General features: G+C 58.0%; 11 protein-coding genes, 1 tRNA gene and 1 riboswitch. Of the genes, 5 read left to right on the top strand and 7 right to left on the bottom strand.

The genetic code is table 11. The features are described from left to right. Nucleotides 1-374 precede the first annotated feature (374 nt). The 6 genes from pgaD to ahpC all read right to left on the bottom strand — a co-directional run bounded on the left by pgaD (nucleotide 375) and on the right by ahpC (nucleotide 9,580). A complete protein-coding gene (pgaD, locus tag EDC26_RS04230; RefSeq protein WP_132579998.1) occupies nucleotides 375-845 on the bottom strand; it encodes a poly-beta-1,6-N-acetyl-D-glucosamine biosynthesis protein PgaD in 471 nt (156 codons plus the stop codon). Next, nucleotides 842-2,179, bottom strand: a complete 1,338-nt coding sequence (gene pgaC / locus EDC26_RS04225; RefSeq protein ID WP_132579997.1) for a poly-beta-1,6-N-acetyl-D-glucosamine synthase — start codon at nucleotides 2,177-2,179, stop codon at nucleotides 842-844. The genes pgaD and pgaC overlap by 4 nt, the downstream gene beginning before the upstream one ends. After that, a complete protein-coding gene (gene pgaB / locus EDC26_RS04220) occupies nucleotides 2,176-4,206 on the bottom strand; it encodes a poly-beta-1,6-N-acetyl-D-glucosamine N-deacetylase PgaB (protein ID WP_132579996.1) in 2,031 nt (676 codons plus the stop codon). The genes pgaC and pgaB overlap by 4 nt, the downstream gene beginning before the upstream one ends. Nucleotides 4,207-4,215: 9 nt before the next feature. Beyond that, complete coding sequence (gene pgaA, locus EDC26_RS04215; protein ID WP_132579995.1) at nucleotides 4,216-6,669, bottom strand: poly-beta-1,6 N-acetyl-D-glucosamine export porin PgaA; 2,454 nt, start codon at nucleotides 6,667-6,669, stop codon at nucleotides 4,216-4,218. A 627-nt stretch (nucleotides 6,670-7,296) separates the two neighbouring features. Next, nucleotides 7,297-8,880, bottom strand: a complete 1,584-nt coding sequence (ahpF, locus tag EDC26_RS04210; RefSeq protein WP_132579994.1) for an alkyl hydroperoxide reductase subunit F — start codon at nucleotides 8,878-8,880, stop codon at nucleotides 7,297-7,299. 136 nt (nucleotides 8,881-9,016) lie between these two features. Continuing rightward, the gene (ahpC, locus tag EDC26_RS04205) at nucleotides 9,017-9,580 is read right to left on the bottom strand and encodes an alkyl hydroperoxide reductase subunit C (protein WP_132579993.1); all 564 of its coding nucleotides are present in this window, start codon (nucleotides 9,578-9,580) and stop codon (nucleotides 9,017-9,019) included. Nucleotides 9,581-10,069: 489 nt separating this feature from the next. Here ahpC and EDC26_RS04200 point away from each other — a divergent pair, with 489 nt between their 5' ends. The 4 genes from EDC26_RS04200 to EDC26_RS04185 all read left to right on the top strand — a co-directional run bounded on the left by EDC26_RS04200 (nucleotide 10,070) and on the right by EDC26_RS04185 (nucleotide 15,381). After that, on the top strand, nucleotides 10,070-11,299 hold the full coding sequence (locus EDC26_RS04200; RefSeq protein ID WP_132579992.1) for a M20/M25/M40 family metallo-hydrolase: 1,230 nt from the start codon (nucleotides 10,070-10,072) through the stop codon (nucleotides 11,297-11,299). A 102-nt stretch (nucleotides 11,300-11,401) separates the two neighbouring features. Then, complete coding sequence (locus EDC26_RS04195; protein ID WP_132579991.1) at nucleotides 11,402-12,709, top strand: MFS transporter; 1,308 nt, start codon at nucleotides 11,402-11,404, stop codon at nucleotides 12,707-12,709. 165 nt (nucleotides 12,710-12,874) lie between these two features. After that, entirely contained in the window at nucleotides 12,875-13,759 is an 885-nt protein-coding gene (locus EDC26_RS04190; protein ID WP_132579990.1) for a LysR family transcriptional regulator, read from the top strand. A 131-nt stretch (nucleotides 13,760-13,890) separates the two neighbouring features. Further along, nucleotides 13,891-13,988: riboswitch (glycine riboswitch) on the top strand. A gap of 166 nt (nucleotides 13,989-14,154) precedes the next feature. Next, complete coding sequence (locus EDC26_RS04185; RefSeq protein ID WP_132579989.1) at nucleotides 14,155-15,381, top strand: D-amino acid dehydrogenase; 1,227 nt, start codon at nucleotides 14,155-14,157, stop codon at nucleotides 15,379-15,381. Between the two features lie 56 nt (nucleotides 15,382-15,437). Here EDC26_RS04185 and EDC26_RS04180 read toward each other — a convergent pair. Then, nucleotides 15,438-15,514, bottom strand: a tRNA-Pro gene (locus EDC26_RS04180). A 313-nt stretch (nucleotides 15,515-15,827) separates the two neighbouring features. Between EDC26_RS04180 and EDC26_RS04175 the strand changes: the two genes are divergently transcribed. After that, nucleotides 15,828-16,226: a BPTD_2524 family lipoprotein gene (locus EDC26_RS04175; protein ID WP_132579988.1), complete on the top strand. Its 399-nt coding sequence runs from the start codon at nucleotides 15,828-15,830 to the stop codon at nucleotides 16,224-16,226. The last annotated feature ends 49 nt before the right edge of the window (nucleotides 16,227-16,275 follow it).

The following is a 16,275-nucleotide window of genomic DNA, read 5'->3' as shown; positions in this document are numbered from 1 at the left end:
CGCGCTGCTTATCCGCCGGATGAGGTAAACCGTCGGTATGAATGCGCGGTGAGATCGCACTCGTAAGGTGCGCGGTGAGGTAATGCTCGCGGAAGGTGCGGTGATGGGGCACCAGCAAGGTGCGTGATGAGAGGGTGTTTATAAGCGTGGTGAGATGGCACCCACAAAGGGTGCCGCCACAAAAACATAATCGTCGTTTGGATGGCACCCACAAGGGGTGCCGCTACAAATACGTACCCGTCAATCATGTAGTGGCAGCCCTTGTGGCTGCCAAAATTCCACGAGCCAAATACGACCATCACCCGCAGGAATCATGTAGCGGCAGCCCTTGTGGCTGCCACGATCGCCGCAAATCGAAACCGCAACGCCAGCCCTTAGGCTGCGCGCGTGAGTTCAAAGATTTCGCAATTGCTGGGCGGCTGCAGGAGCTCGTCGAGCTCAAGGCGGGCGATATCGCCGCGGGCATTATGATGGATCACCGAAACGCGGCTGTCTTGCAGCTTGTGCAACAAATTACATGACAACATGAAACTGGACGCTACTGCATTATCGTTCAGATTTGACGGCGTCCCATGGCGCCTCAGCTTGATGAAAAACAATTTGTGATATCGCACCCAGAGCATTAGCAAGAGCGCGTTGAATGCGGCAACGGTGAGGTAAATGGATAGGGTGAGGAGCGTCGGCAGCCACGGCGTCGGCAGCGGTGCTTGCACCACATCAAGCGGGCTTGCGCTTAACGTCGGGAAGCCTTGGCTCAGCAGATAATAGAAGCCGACCCAGCCAACGGCCGTCATCAGGGCGTCGATAATCATTGCAAAGAGGGAACAGCGTGTATTGATAATCATGATTTCCTCAATTCCTTGATGCCGCGATCGGGACTGGTCCAGCGTGCGCGTTGGCGGCGGATACGCAGCGCAACCTTGGGGAAACTGCACAAAGTCGTGCACAGGCTGATGATCCAATATACGAAGGGGTACCAAATAATCCAATACAGCGAACGTACTAAACCGGGCTCGTACCGACGGTCGATAAGGACGCTGATGGCGAACTGCAACAGGCACACCAGGGCCAATACCAGGCCCGTAAACGAAGGCGGAAACAGGGCCGTAACCCGAATTGCCGCAGGCAATTCGACAACCTGGCCCAAGCTCCACAGGACAATGGACAGAGTCAGGGAAAAGGCCCAGGCGGTTGACAGGCTGAATTCGAACATCAAGGGCCACAGGCGGCGGCTTTTCCAACGCCCGATGCAATCCAGATTTTTCAGGAATACCTCCGCTCCTCCCTGTGCCCAACGCAAGCGCTGCTTCCACAAGCCTCGCAGTGTTTCGGGCATGAGAATCCAGCATAGTCCGCGTGGCTCATAGAAAACTTCCCACTGATCGCGCTGCAGTTTCCATGTGATGTCGATGTCTTCAGTGATCATGTCCAGGCTCCAGTAGCCCACCTGGTCAAGCGCCTGGCGCCGAAAGGCCGTGACCACACCGGATACGCTGAACACCTGGCCGTAAAGGCGTTGAGTGCGCTTGATCAGGCCGATAATCGACGAAAACTCGCCCACCTGGATGCGTCCGATCAGGGTGGAGCGGGTTCGAACCCGCGGGTTTCCCGTCACAGCACCCACGCGCGGATGATTTACCAGAGGGGCAACCAGATAGGCGGCGGCGTCCGGGTCCAGCAATGCATCGCCATCGATGCAAACGATGTATTCGCCGCGCGCCGCCATCGCACCCATGCACAGCCCCATGGCTTTACCCTGGTTCTGCGCCAGATGAATGACCCGCAACCGCGGGTGGCGAGCGGCCATTGCATCGAACAGGGCGGCTGTGTTGTCGGTCGAGCCATCGTTGACGGCAATGACTTCGATGTTCGAATAGCGTTGGCCCAGCGCGGCCAGCAGGGTTTCTTCGCCATGTTCCTCTTCGTTGTGGCAGGGAACCAGAATGGTGATGAGAGGGTTGCCCGGCAGGATCGGAGCCGGCTGTCCTGGGCCCCACGTCCAGTGCCTCTCCCAGTGGAGCCAGAAACAGAGGCCGCCCGCAATCCAGATCCCGGACATGAAAAGCGGGTAGAAAAAGATGAAATTCAGCAGCATCGTGCTGGTGAACGCCATGGCCATGCCAAGAGGCGCGCCAAGTACGACGCACAGGACCAGAAGGGCAAGCAGTCGGTCGATCATTTGAACGGGTACCAGGCGGTCGAAATCGCCGGCCTGATTATCTCCAGCCTGGGTTGATTTTGCGCGAAATCGTCGGGGTAATAGCCAAAGCTGCCTGCTCCGCGCAACTGCAGGCGTTCCATCCAGTGAGCAAGCAGGGCCGAGTCGATGTGCCCGGTATCAATTTTCCCGGGCTGCGCGCGCCAATCGCGGCTTTGCAGTTCGAATACGGTTTTCTTCAAAGCGCCGGGGCGGGTGGCCACGGTGTCGACCAGATGATCGAGCCATGCGTCGGCTTCGCGGGCGGGAACATTTTCCATCAAAGGCATGGCCATCGGTGCGGTCCAGTCATAGTTGGCCAGGAAATCGTCCAGGTTCTGGGCGAACCACGCTTCGCTTTTCGGGTTCAGTATTGGCATGGCGAAGATATTGCGGGCCGTTTTAATTCTTGGGCCTCGTATGGCGCGCACATGTTGGGTAAGCGTGTTGGTGAAGTCGATCAGGGTGCGGCTTTTGAAGCGTGTCCAGCGTTGCAGGGTTGCCGGATCGCTGCGCAGCGCTTCGATCGTGCCGGGCAACCCTGCCGCGCGGTAGGCCGCCAATGCTTGAGGCCCGGCATCCTCGAAATCGGACAAGGTGGCGTCGTCGTGGTACAGGATCCCGTCAAAGATTGCCGAACGAGCCAGGTCTTCATAGAGTTGAATGATCTGTTTGCGCGCATTGGGGTCGAACGGCGACAAACGACGGTATTGCCGCGGGTCGACGGTGGCCTTGCCAGTGGCCGGAACCCAGCGGGTAACGCGGGCCAGTTTGGCATCCAGATCAAAACTGAGCACCGGCATCCAGGCGTAGATCTCCACATGCGCACGTGTGCGCAGCTGCCAGGCGGCCCGATTGAACAGGTCGGCGCGCATCGGAAGGACGTGAGTGGGGAAGTACACCGATTTCACCAGCCCATCACCGGCGGGATCGGCAAAGGCCTGCAGGAAAACGGTGGTGATTTGCATATCGGAAATCCGCTGCACCAGCTTGCCCAGATTGCGTTCGGTTTGTGCGGGATCCGGGTCGTAGACCTGATCGAGATCAACATGCGCCACCCGGATGACGGGGCTATCGGCCCTGCGGGCCACCGCGCTGGCAAAGTCCTGGATGGGCGGGTCGGGCGTTATCAACAGGCGGGGGCTGCTCATCAGCCGATCAAGCGTGTTTGCGCCATCGTCCAGGGTGAACGCCATCGAGTAGCCGTGGGCGCCGATGATCGTCAATGCGGTGCCGCTTGCTTCACCATAGGGCCAGATCCATACGCGGGGCGCGCGGCCGGTGACTCGACGCACCTTCTGTGTGATCTGTTCTATGTCGTGCGCGAGCCGAGCCTTGAAGGCAGCTTCGGTTTCATATTGATGGGTCTCGGGGTTATAGCTGCGAATTGTCGCGGCAGGCTCCATATTGCCTTGTGGATTGGCCAGCATGCCGTGATGCAAGGCGTCGGTGTGCGCCCCGATTTCTACCAGCCCCGATTGCGACATTTCCCGTATCTGCGACCAGGTGAGCATGCGATCACGCTTGATCGGCACACCGCCGAAATCTTCCTTTTGGTTTGCCGGCGTATCTATCCAGGCGCCTTCGGGCGCCAGAACGGAAGGCCATCCGTAAGCTTTCAGAATCGGGAATGCGCGTGTGTAGAAGCTGCTGAAGCCATCGTCAAAGGTAAGCAATATGGCTTTGGCGGGAAGCGGCTTGCCGCCTTGCCGGGCTGCCAGGATCTGATCGACCGAGACCGGTTGATAGCCATTTTCACGCAGCCACGCCATCTGTTGCACAAAATGGTCGGTGCGTACAGCAACGAAAGTCTGGTCGGGATCGCTGTCTTCGATATCGTGATAGGCCAGCGTCAGGAATTGGTTTGCCGGCCAGGGTAATTGGGAGGCTTGCACCGGGCGTTGATCGGGCGGCGTGTAGACGGGGATGTCGCGTGCGCAGCCGGCTATGAGGGCCAGTGCGCATAAAAGGCCCCACAAAGATCGTACGAATGGATATCGGGTAAACATCGTATCTCTCTAAAAACGGTAGGTCATGTTCAGGACGAACTGAATGTCACGTTCGCGCACGCCGTCATACGGACGGCTGATGGCCGTTACGCTGGCGCCGATCTCAAACACCTTATTGCTGCGATAGGTCAGCCCATAGCCGATAGACCCGATGGCGCCCGTGCCGAAGCCCTTTTGCGTATAGGTTCCGGCGCCCAGCATGAGCTTTTGTTCCAGTTCGGTGTCGTAGTGCTGATAAAGAACATGGGTCAGATTCAGGGTGGGCAGCACGGTCAGGTCGGAGCGCGGATTGAAATAAGGGGTGTCTTGTTTTGAATTGCCTGATGTGGACACATTCATTTCCAGATCCAACTTGACGCGCGGCGCCGTATAGAGCCGTTCGCGCCCGCTTATGTCCAGTTCATAGCGGTTGTTGCCGTCGGTGAAATGCGACGTCGCAAGTGCAATTTTCCATTCGCGCTGTTCATTTTCCCGCCAGCGCGCAAAGACGCTCACGCTGTTGGACGAGATGTCGTTCATCAATGCACGCAAGGGCGTGGCTCGCGCCAGGATCTCGGCGGATCCGCCAATCTGCCAATGATCGTTCAGGTCGTATGTGCCCGTCAGGCGTACGCCCGGCTTGATTCCGTGACCGTAGTTGTTGGTTGAGGCTTCGGCTTCTACTGTAAGGTCTCTGCCGCGCCATTCGACGCCGGTGCGCAACCAGCGGTAGTTGGCCCGTCCTTCGTCGAAGTTGCCGCTGGCGTAGCCGCCGCCGCCGAATACGCGCCAGTTGTAATCGATCGGTGCCGAGTACAGCACGGTGTCGAATCCGAAATCGCCGTTGCCGGCAACAGGGCTGTTCGATGCCACATCACGATAGCCCGATACCCGTAGTTCCGCTTTATTATGGACTTCCCATTCGCGTGCCAGACGCCGGATGCCAGGGTCTTGTGGATTGCGCGCCAGCGTATCGCGGCTGAGCTGTTCCGCCTGGCGCCATTCCTGCAGGCTCAAGGCCGTAAACCCCTGTTCCGACTCTACGCCCAGATTGCGCGGAGCCAGTGTTTCGGCCATTTTCAACTCCCGCTCGGCCTGGCGCGGCTGGTCGCGCCCGCGGTCGACGGCGGCCAGCGAAGTGCGCAGTCCGATATTGGCGGGGGCCAGCGTTACGAGCCGGGCGAGCCGCTGTTGCGCACCCTCGGTGTCGTTGGCATCGTAGCGGCCCAAAATCGCGGTTTGTTCCGCAGCCAACTTCTGCTCATTAGGTTCGGGCTCGGGCTGTCCCTTGAAATAAAGCCAGGTGCTTTGGCGAGCTTGCGCTGCTTGCATTTGCCGGTTTGCATCGTCGTACGATCCGCTTTCCATCAATGAATAGAACAGCCCGGTTTCGTCGGTAACCTGCTTGTTTGCACTGTTGTTTTTATTGGCAGGGCTGTCCACCGCCCTTTGGTAGAGATCGCGCGCGGCTTCAGGTTGACGCAAATAAAGATACGCCGTCGCCACGTCGCTCAGAGCGTAATCGGGAATCTCGACACCCTGGGCACGCAGGGCTTCGTATTCGCTCACGACGTCTTTCATGCGCATGCGGGCACTCAATGCCCTGAGCCGGTCGATGCGGGCTCGCACGAGATCGTCGTGGGCGTCGGGCCCCAGCGCCTGCCAGGCGGGAATCAACTTGTCATATTGGGCCAGGGCCCGGTCGGCGATTGCAAACCGTTCCGCCTCCTGGCGGGTGGGGATGTCGGCCAGGCGCGCCAGTTCGGCTGCATAGTCACCCTGCAGCCGTCGCAGTTCGGCGGCGTTCAGAAGTGCAGGATGGCTCTGTGCCAGGCGCAGGGCCGGCTCGGGCAGGCCTGCGCGCTGCAATGCCAGAATATAACCACGCATTGCCGAGGTGTTTTTGGGGGCCAGGGTGATGGCGCGGTCAGCTTCGTGCAGTGCGTCGTAGGGGGAATGCGTACTTTCATACACGTACTGCAGCGCAAGGCGGTAGGCGGGGTTTGCCGGCTCTGCGTCAACCAGGCTCTGAGCGGTCGCCATCGCCTGGTCGGTTTCGCCGGAGTCGGCCAGAACCATGACTTCGCCCAGTGCAAATGTGGAGTCCTGTGGGAAACGCTGCCTGCCTTGGCGATAAAGCGCCAGCGCCTGAGTCCAGCGCCGCGTGTCGCGGCTGGCGCGCGCAACGGCCGACAGGGCGGCCGGCGGCATTTGCGCAGAGGATGGCCCGAGCGTTTCATAGACGTTCAACGCCTCGTCGTTCTTGCCGGCCCACTGCGCAACAATGATATGGTCGTAAGCGGCGCGGCGATCCGATGGATGCTGCTGTGTGTATTCGCGCAGCATTGCAAGAGCCGGCTCGTAATTCCCGGCGCGGGCTTCGTTGATGAGCGTGTCGTAGGATTTTGGCGATGCAGCCATGGAGGGTGCGCTTGCCAATAACATCGCGGCAAATACCCAGTAATAGCGCCTAGGCGTATTCATGGCTGGCCATTATCCGATGGCGACAATCGGGGTGGAAGGCTTGTTGTGCTTGGGCATTTTGTTTTCCCCTTGACGATTCGTATTCGTTGTTTTCGGGTCGCAGGGAACACGATGAGCAGGCGATGTATGGGTTCGATACAAATACATCGCACGGTTCATATTTCCGTGGACACTTCTTTAACGTTTTGACACAGGCACTATGAGGTCAATCATAGGGATGAAAGGAAGCGTCGGCATGCGCTATATGGTTTAGATCACCATTGGCTGTAAGCCTTACTCCTTAATCTGCGTGTGTTGTTCCCGATGTTTCTCGGGCAGGGCGTTGAGCCTGCGGCACCGGGCTTCCCTCGGGTAATCGGCATCGAAGCGATAGCCTGTCTGGCGGCGTATAGCGTGGTGGGTGCCTAGTGTGCGGCCTGGTGCTTTTTGACTTGGCCTTGCCGTGTGTCGCTATTTATGTGAGGAAGCAAAATAAGCGAGAGGTCTGGTTACGCTTTGTATGGTTTTTGAGTTCCCCGCGAACCGTGATGAGACGTCGAATGGCAGCCACAAGGGCTGCCGCTACATGGGTTACGGGCATGTTTTTGTAGCGGCAGCCCTTGTGGCTGCCATTTTCGAATCCGGCAATCAGGCGGCCTTGGCATCCGCCGGCGCTTCGTCGCTGACCGAGCTACGGATCAGGTAATCGAATGCGCCCAATGCGGCCTTGGCCCCTTCGCCAGCGGCAATGATGATCTGCTTGTAGGGCGTTGTCGTCGCATCCCCGGCCGCAAATACACCGGGCACCGAAGTCTGGCCGCGCGCATCAACGATAATCTCGCCATGAGCCGTAAGATCCAGGGCGCCTTTGAGCCATTCGGTATTGGGCACCAGGCCGATCTGCACGAACACGCCGTCCAGTTCGATTTGATGCGTCGTTCCATCTTTGCGGTTCTTGTAGCTTAGCCCGGTGACGCGCTTGCCATCGCCGTGGACTTCCGTGGTCTGCGCCGAGGTCAAAATAGCCACATTGGTCAAGCTGCGCAGTTTGCGCTGCAAGATGTCGTCGGCACGCAAGGCATCGCCGAATTCGATCAAGGTGACGTGACTCACAATGCCTGCCAGATCGATCGCCGCCTCAACGCCGGAGTTGCCTCCGCCGATCACCGCGACCTGTTTACCCTTGAACAGGGGGCCGTCGCAGTGCGGGCAATAGGCCACGCCGCGGTTGCGGTATTCGTGCTCGCCGGGTACGTTGATCTCGCGCCAGCGTGCACCGGTAGATAGAATGACCGACTTCGCCTTCAAGGTCGCGCCATTGGCCAGTTCAATTTGGATGGACTTGCCCGGCACCAGCTTGCTGGCGCGCTGCAAGTTCATGATATCGACCTCGTAAGCCTTGACGTGCTGCTCGAGCGCGACACCGAATTTGGGCCCTTCGGTCTCCAACACCGAGATGTAGTTTTCGATGGCCATAGTGTCGAGAACCTGACCGCCGAAACGTTCGGCGACGACGCCGGTGCGAATGCCTTTGCGCGCCGCATAGACCGCCGCCGCCGCGCCTGCCGGGCCGCCGCCGACGACCAGCACATCGAATTCATCGCGGGCATTAAGCTCTGCCGCCTTGCGTGTGTCGTCTCCGGCATCCAGCTGGGCCAGGAATTCTTCGACGCCGGCACGGCCTTGGTGGAACAATTTGCCATTCAGAAACACCGCGGGCACAGACAGGATTTCGCGATTTTCGACTTCCTGCTGAAAAAACGCGCCATCGATCGCCACGTGACGAATCTTCGGGTTGATGACCGACATGGCGTTCAAGGCCTGGACCACATCCGGGCAATTCTGGCACGACAGCGAAAAATAGGTTTCGAACAGATATTCGCCGGGTAGACTACGAACTTGATTGACGGTTGCCTCGTCCAGCTTCGGGGGGTGGCCGCCTACCTGCAGCAACGCGAGCACCAGCGAGGTGAACTCGTGGCCCAGCGGGATTCCCGCAAAGCGCACCGAAATATCGGTACCGGTACGGGCAATGGCGAAGGACGGCACGCGTTGATCGTCCGTTGTGTCATCTACTATCGTGATCTTGTCCGACAGGCTGGCAATGTCCTGGAGGAAAGCGCGCAGCTCTTGCGACTTCGCGCTGTCATCGAGCGACGCGCGCAATTCGACGGCCTGTGTGACCCGTTCGAGATACGTTCCTAATTGACCTTTGAGGCTTGCATCCAACATAGTCATGTCCTTTTAGTTATGCAAACGTCCGCGAACCGTGCCGTTGGGCACGGTTTTGGCTTTGCTTTGGGTTGAGGGATCGCCCGCCGTGCCAGGATACAAGCGCGGCGAGCCATGCAGTTGGGCAGTGCCCGGGTCAGATCTTGCCGACCAGATCCAGCGAGGGAGTCAGTGTCTTGGCGCCTTCTTCCCATTTGGCCGGGCATACTTCGCCGGGGTGGGCAGCAATATATTGAGCCGCCTTGACCTTGCGCAGCAACTCGGAAGCGTCGCGGCCGATGCCGTTGTCATGGATTTCCAGGACTTTGATCTCACCCTCGGGATTGACCACAAAGGTTCCGCGCAGCGCCAAACCCTCTTCTTCGATCAGCACGTCGAAGTTGCGCGTCAGCACTTGGGTGGGGTCGCCGATCATTGGGTAGGTGACCTTCTTGATCGCTTCAGACGTGTCGTGCCAGGCCTTATGGGCGAAATGCGTGTCGGTCGAAACGCTGTACACCTGGACGCCGAGCTTCTGGAATTCGGCATAATGATCGGCCAGATCTTCAAGCTCGGTCGGGCATACAAAGGTGAAATCGGCGGGATAGAAAACGAATACCGCCCACTTGCCCGCGACGGAGGTATCGCTGACTTCGACGAATTTGCCATTATGGAAGGCCGTTGCTTTGAAAGGCTTTATTTTGGTATTGATTAAAGACATCAGAACTCCTTGTTCAGTGGTTAACAACAGATGATGGTGTTACTTTAGGCGATCTCTAGTAATAAGTAAAATTGATAGTTACTATAAAACTAATGGTTTTAGGCTATTGAGAGAGCTTGAATACCGGGCCAGCCTGGCACCCACAAGGGCTGCCGCTACGTGTGACGAGTACGTTTTTGTAGATACCGTCCGCGTGGCAACGTTTTTGTACCGGTGTGTGACAACGTTTTTGTAGCGGCACCCCTTGTGGGTGCCATTTTTTTCAGCCCATCCGGGCGAACCATTGGGTCATGCCAGCGCAATCGCCGTGCACCCGAACGGTAAGGTATTAGGCGCCCTTATACCTTACCCCGCTTTGGTAACTGGTCTTGTCACGTTGCGTCCACCATACTTTCCATCAGAGGCTCGATTGCACGTACGCCGTTAACAGATAAGGACAATATGTATCTTACAAGCTCTTCCCTTACTACAGCACAGACCGGCAACCCCATGGCATGGTTTGACGCGGCAGGCAATGACGTGGCGGCGCTCGCACGTCACCTGGTTGGCGTGCCGAGCGCTTATCCACCTGGCGATACCCATCTGATGGCCGACGCTGTGGCCCAAGCCATCGCGGATGTCCCTGAAATCGAAGTAGAGCGTTACTGCACTTTGCCGCATGTCACCAATCTGGTGTTGCGCCTGCGCGGAAATCGCCCCGGACGTCGACTGGTTTTTAACGGGCACATGGATACCTTTCCCCTCGTCAACGCCTCTCGCTGGACGGCCGATCCCGCCGGAGAAGAACGCAATGGCAGGCTCTATGGCCTGGGAGTCTCGGACATGAAAGGCGGTATCGCCGCCATCCTGACGGCCATGCGCTTCCTGGCGGGTCATCGCGATCTTTTCCACGGGGAAGTGGTTGCCACATTCGTGGGCGATGAGGAGAGCATGGGCACCGAGGGCACGCAGTGGCTGCTGGAGAACGTGCCGCATGCACGCGGTGACGCGATGATTAGCGCCGATACCGGATCGCCCTATGTGCTGCGCTTTGGAGAAAAGGGCATGGTGTGGCTTAGCCTGTTGGCGGAAGGAAAGTCTGCCCATGCCGCGCACGTGCATCGCGGGGATAGTGCAATCGAAAAGCTGATTGACGTCGTCAACGAGCTGAAATCACTACGGGATTTTCCGGTCCAAGCCATTCCCGAAGTGGTCGCGTCGATCGACGCCTCGAGCGTTGTGTCGGAAGCGAGTTCCGGTGCAGGCGAATCGGAGGTGCTCAAGAACGTCACGGTCACCTTTGGGACCATTAGAGGCGGCACGCTTTCGAACCTGGTTGCGGATCAGGCGGAGGCGACCGCTGATGTCCGCATACCGGTCGGTGTTGCCGCCGTAGCGATCGAAGCCAGGGTGCGTGAAATAGTCGCCCGGCATTCGGGTGTGAGCGTGAATGTTGCGCGCCGATACGAACCGAACTGGACGGACCCGCAGCATCCGGTGATTCGTTCACTGGTCTCGAACTGCGAAGCGGTGCTTGAGACTACGCCGGCCGTGAACATGCGCGTCGGCGCATCGGACGCGCGACTCTATCGGTACGCCGGAGTGCCGGCCGTCGTATGCGGCCTGACTTCGTACAACATGGGCAGCGCCGACGAGCACGTCGATGTGGACGAACTGCGTGCTCTGGCCAAGGTTTTTGCGCTGACCGCGCTTGACTTCCTGAACCTTCCGGCACAGTAGCCGGGGCCGAAGGCTGCAACGCGAAACGGTTGTACTGATTTATCGGCCCCGCAACGACGAGTGCCGGGTAATTTAAAAATGTAATTATAAGGAGACAACACCATGTCAGCGACAGAATTGACGCCAGAGAAAAGACGTTATTTCAGAAGGATCATTGCGTCGGCGCTCGTAGGCAACATGCTTGAGTTTTACGACTTGTTCATGTTCGGCTTTTTGGCCGTTTACATTTCAAATATCTTTTTCCCTACCGATGATCCTTACACCTCCTTGCTGATAACGCTGGCCACGTTTGGCATCAGCTATTTTGTGCGGCCGCTGGGCGCTATTCTTATCGGCAGCTACTCGGACAGGCATGGACGCAAGGCCGGGATGATACTGACGATCTGGGCAATGGGCGTCGGCACGGGAATCATTGCCTTTGCGCCGTCCTATGCATCATGGGGCATATTCGGTGCGATCACGGTGGTGCTTGGCAAGTTCATTCAAGGCTTTTCGGCCGGAGGTGAATTCGGCACCTCCGTGGCATTCGTGACCGAGCATGCACCGAAGCATATGCGCGGTTACTTCGCCAGCTATCAGGTGGTCGGAATCGGCCTCGCAACTGGGCTGGCCGGCTTGGTCAGTCTGGGGCTCAACTCGCACTTCAGTCCGGAACAAATCACAAGCTGGGCCTGGCGACTGCCTTTCATCCTTGGTTTGGTCGTCGTGCCGTTCGGGTATTGGATCCGCCAGGGACTTGATGAGACACCCGAATTTATGGCGAGCGTCAAAGCCGAGAGTCCGGTCAAGAGCACTTTGTCGGGTTCCAAGGCGCGCATCACTTGCGCTATCGGTGTTTACTCGCTTGCCGCGTCGACCAACTACCTGCTGGGTGTGTTCATTCCTTTATATGCGCAAAAGGAACTTGGCATGAGCCCCGCCGACTCGATGTGGGGTGCAGTGGGTTACGCATTGGCGCAAATTTTTCTGCCGCCGGTATTCGGCGCGCTGTCCGACCGGGTCGGGCGAATACCGATGATCACGCTTGGCATTGTGCTTACTGGCGTATTCACCATTCCGGCATTCGAATGGATGGTGTCGAATCCCACCGTCGGGGTGTACGTAACCTGCGTCACTGGCCTGACCGCTTGCGTGATGGTGTTCCAGGGAGCAATGCCTTCGTTCCTTGCTGAACTGTTCCCTAATTCAGTGCGTACCACTGGGCTGGCATTGATCCATAACCTTAACTTCACGGTTGTGGGTGGACTATCGTTGTTGATCTGCACTTGGCTGGCGAGGGAAACCGGCAGCAAGTTCATCCCGGCGTACTACGTGATGGCGACCGTCGCGCTCGCTCTGTGTTGTGTCTGCATTTTCATCAGGAAGGCCAGGCAAAATTCAGTTGCACAAGGGATTCTCGGCGAGGCTTGACGCGCCGCCGCCAGGATCGGTGCGCAAAGATGATAGTCTGTGCGGAACGGAATGCCTGATTTCTCAATGCGATCACGCTCCGGGTCCGCAAGACGACATTGCTCAATATTTTGGAGCCCTCATCCAAAATCTGCGAGAATTAAAGAACATCGTGGAGGATAGGACATGCGGTTGAGGCACATCGAAGTCATCAATGCCATACGCGCCACCGGGACGCTTAGCGCGGCGGCCGAACTCCTCAGCCTGACCCAACCCGGTGTAAGCCAAATCTTGCAGAGCGCTGAGCGCCAACTCGGTTACGCCCTTTTTACGCGCAGCAAGGGCCGGTTGATTCCGACGCGCGAGGCCGTCACGCTTTTCCCTGAAATTGAGCGCCTCGATCGCCAACTCGACGCGGTTCAGCAGATCGCGGACAACTTGCGTGTACGACGTGATGACACTTTGCGTGTGCTTGCGGCGCCGGCGCTGGCACAAACCATCGTGCCAGAGGCGGTCCTCGCTCTGCGTGCCAGGTATCCTGATGTGCGGGTCGCGGTTCGTGCCGATTACTCGGCTGCCGCGACTACCTCCCTCGCGCTACTTGAGGCCGACGTTGGCATTTTGTATCACAGTCCGTCGCACCCTGCGATACGGGAGCAATTGCTTGGCATGAGCGAGCTGGTGTTGGTCGGACACCCGTCCAGCCTGCCACTCGCGCCCGGTATAGGATTGGACGCACTTGGAGCATTTGGCCTCATTGGCCCGGATGCCGCCGACCCTGTCGGCAAGCTGTTGACACAGGCGCTCAGAAGCCAGAATATTCAGTTGAATATTCGCATCACTGCACAGTCTTATCACAGCGTGGTCTCGCTTGTCGAAAAGTCGGGCGGCGTAGGCATCATCGATGCCGTCACTGCCATTTCCGCGCGGGAGCGCGGGCTCAGAGTGATTCCCATCCGCCCGAAGATCGAACTTCCAATTGTCGCGTCCACCGCAAGCGGGGGGGAGCACTCGATGCTATCTCAACATTTCGTGGCCGCCTGTGAAACGGTCGTCTCGACCCACTTGTGATAGATTGGCCAGTAGTTTGATTGTGCTTGTTTTGCCAATGCCGCCGGAAAACAGCTGGAGACAGCTTGCCGGGTGAATAAACGGCCCATGGTTCAATTTTTGTTGTACAGGCAATGCGATTCTTTGCATTGCACGAAGTCGCGGGAGAGACCGGAGGGGCAGCGCCCGAACCGGCGCCGACGGAGCAACCACCCCGGAAACTCTCAGGCGAAAGGACCGTGACTTCGGCGTAAGATCTGGAGAACGGCATTGCAGGTTCAGGGAAAGCGCAACCTACAAATGCCTACCGAAGGGGATGGCCGCAGTCTGACTGCAGCCCAAGCTCTCAGGTACCCGTGACAGATGGGGCAGTCCGCCGGATTCGGCCAATTACCTCTATTGAAACAGGACCTGCCATGCCGCACATTGTCGTCATCGGCGCCGGGATCTCCGGCGTCACCACTGCTTACACCCTCTCGCAACTCGGCTACCGCGTTACGGTAGTCGACCGCCACCTCTACCCCGCAATGGAAACCTCCTTCGCCAACGGCGGCCAACTCTCCGCGTGCAATGCCGAGGTCTGGAACAGCGCTGGCACCATCCTCAAGGGGCTGAAATGGATGCTCAAAAGCGATGCGCCTTTACTGGTCAACCCGAAGCCGTCATGGCACAAGTATTCATGGATGGGTGAGTTCGTCGCCGCCATCAGTAAATATCGCGAAAACACCATCGAAACCACACGCTTGGCGATTGCCGCGCGGCAGTATCTTTTCGATATGGCCGAAAAGGAAAACATCCGGTTCGACCTTGAACGGCGCGGCATTCTTCACATGTTCCATGATCAGGCGTCCTTTGATTCCGGTGGCAGGACCAATAAACTGCTGGTGGCCGGTGGCCTTGAACGCTATGCGGTGACACCGGCGGAAATGAAAGCCATCGAGCCATCGCTGCGTCGCGATTATTTTGGCGGCTACTTTACGCCCTCGGATTCGACAGGCGACATCCACAAGTTTACTCGCGGCCTGGCGGGTGCGTGCCAAAAGCGAGGAGTAAGATTTGTGCAAGGCGTCTGCGTGACTTCAATCAAGAACACCTTGGCCGGCGTGCAGCTGCAGATCTCGCACGTCGATCAAGGAGACGACGTCATCAGTGCCGATGCGCTCGTTGTTTGCGCTGGCGTCAGCAGTCGCAGCATTGCAGCGATGCTGGGCGATCGTGTGAACATTTATCCAGTAAAGGGATACTCGATTACGGTGCATCTGGATGACGCCGCCAGTGTCGCGGCCGCGCCTTGGGTCAGCCTGCTGGACGAAAGCGCCAAGATCGTTACCAGCCGCCTGGGCGCGGACCGTTTCCGCGTTGCCGGTACAGCCGAGTTCAACGGTTACAACCGTGACATCCGCGCCGACCGCATCGAACCGCTAGTGGCCTGGACGCGCCGCAATTTCGAGGTTGGCACGTCGCGCGTGGTGCCGTGGGCCGGTCTTCGTCCAATGATGCCAGACATGATGCCTCGCGTGAAGAAAGGCAGAGCGCCGCGTGTGTTTTACAACACAGGCCACGGTCACTTGGGTTGGACCTTGTCGGCGGCGACAGCGGCCGTAATCGCCAAGACCATCTCCAATAGCCATTCCGTCGCGTGAACCCCCTAAAAATCGGAAGAGGTTACAGATAAAAATCTGTAACCTCTTGATTTTATTGGTCGGAACGGAAGGATTCGAACCTTCGACCCCTTGCACCCCATGCAAGTGCGCTACCAGGCTGCGCTACGCCCCGAAGCTAATTGCCTTGCAGCAACTAGTACGCCGACCCAGTCTTGATCCAAGCCAGCGAAGAACGAAATTCTAGCATAAATAAGCGTTGCGTTTCTCCCCACCGCTAAAGTGTTTTTATCGTGGAAAGTGGGGGTTTCGGGTCGACTTGCGTCTCGGCTATCCAGGTAACAGATGCAGCTTCGCATTTACGTGATGCTCAATAGGTTCATCCATTTACTGGCGGATTGAAACATGGTTCGCTCCTATGAGCGTATTTGGCATATATTTCAGCTCTCGTGCATAATCGCAAGAGGCATGTTTAACAAGGAGCCAGAGTGAGAACACTCGTTTTTGGGTTGGCAGCGGCTGCATTGTTGTCGGGATGCGCCATCGGTATACAGCCTGGACAGTCGCCCAGTGTCTCCTACACTGTGGCGCGTGACTATCAAACGGTTTACAGTCGCGCGGAGGATCAGGCCGATCAATGCTTGCGCGGGAAGAATGCATATACGGTGCAAGCGACGTTAAACCGGGATGCGCGCTCCGGTGTCGTGGCGGTAGTGGCCCCGTTAGGGGCGGCGGTGGTGGCGCGCACCGAGCTAAAGGCCGTTGATGCGCAGCATACCCAGGTGTCGCAGATTGTCTGGGGCCGTACGCCCTGGGACAGGGCTGCGCTCGATGCCATGCAGGAATCTGTGCGTCTGGATACAACCGTTTGTTTTGCGTATAAATAGATAGCGTATATCGTCGGAGGTAGGTGGCACCCACAAGGGGTGCCGCTAC

It is taken from the genome of Paralcaligenes ureilyticus (assembly GCF_004346225.1).
Classification (GTDB): domain Bacteria; phylum Pseudomonadota; class Gammaproteobacteria; order Burkholderiales; family Burkholderiaceae_B; genus Paralcaligenes; species Paralcaligenes ureilyticus.
The sequence above is the reverse complement of the archived record's forward strand: the minus strand, read 5'-3'. Positions and strand labels throughout refer to the sequence as shown.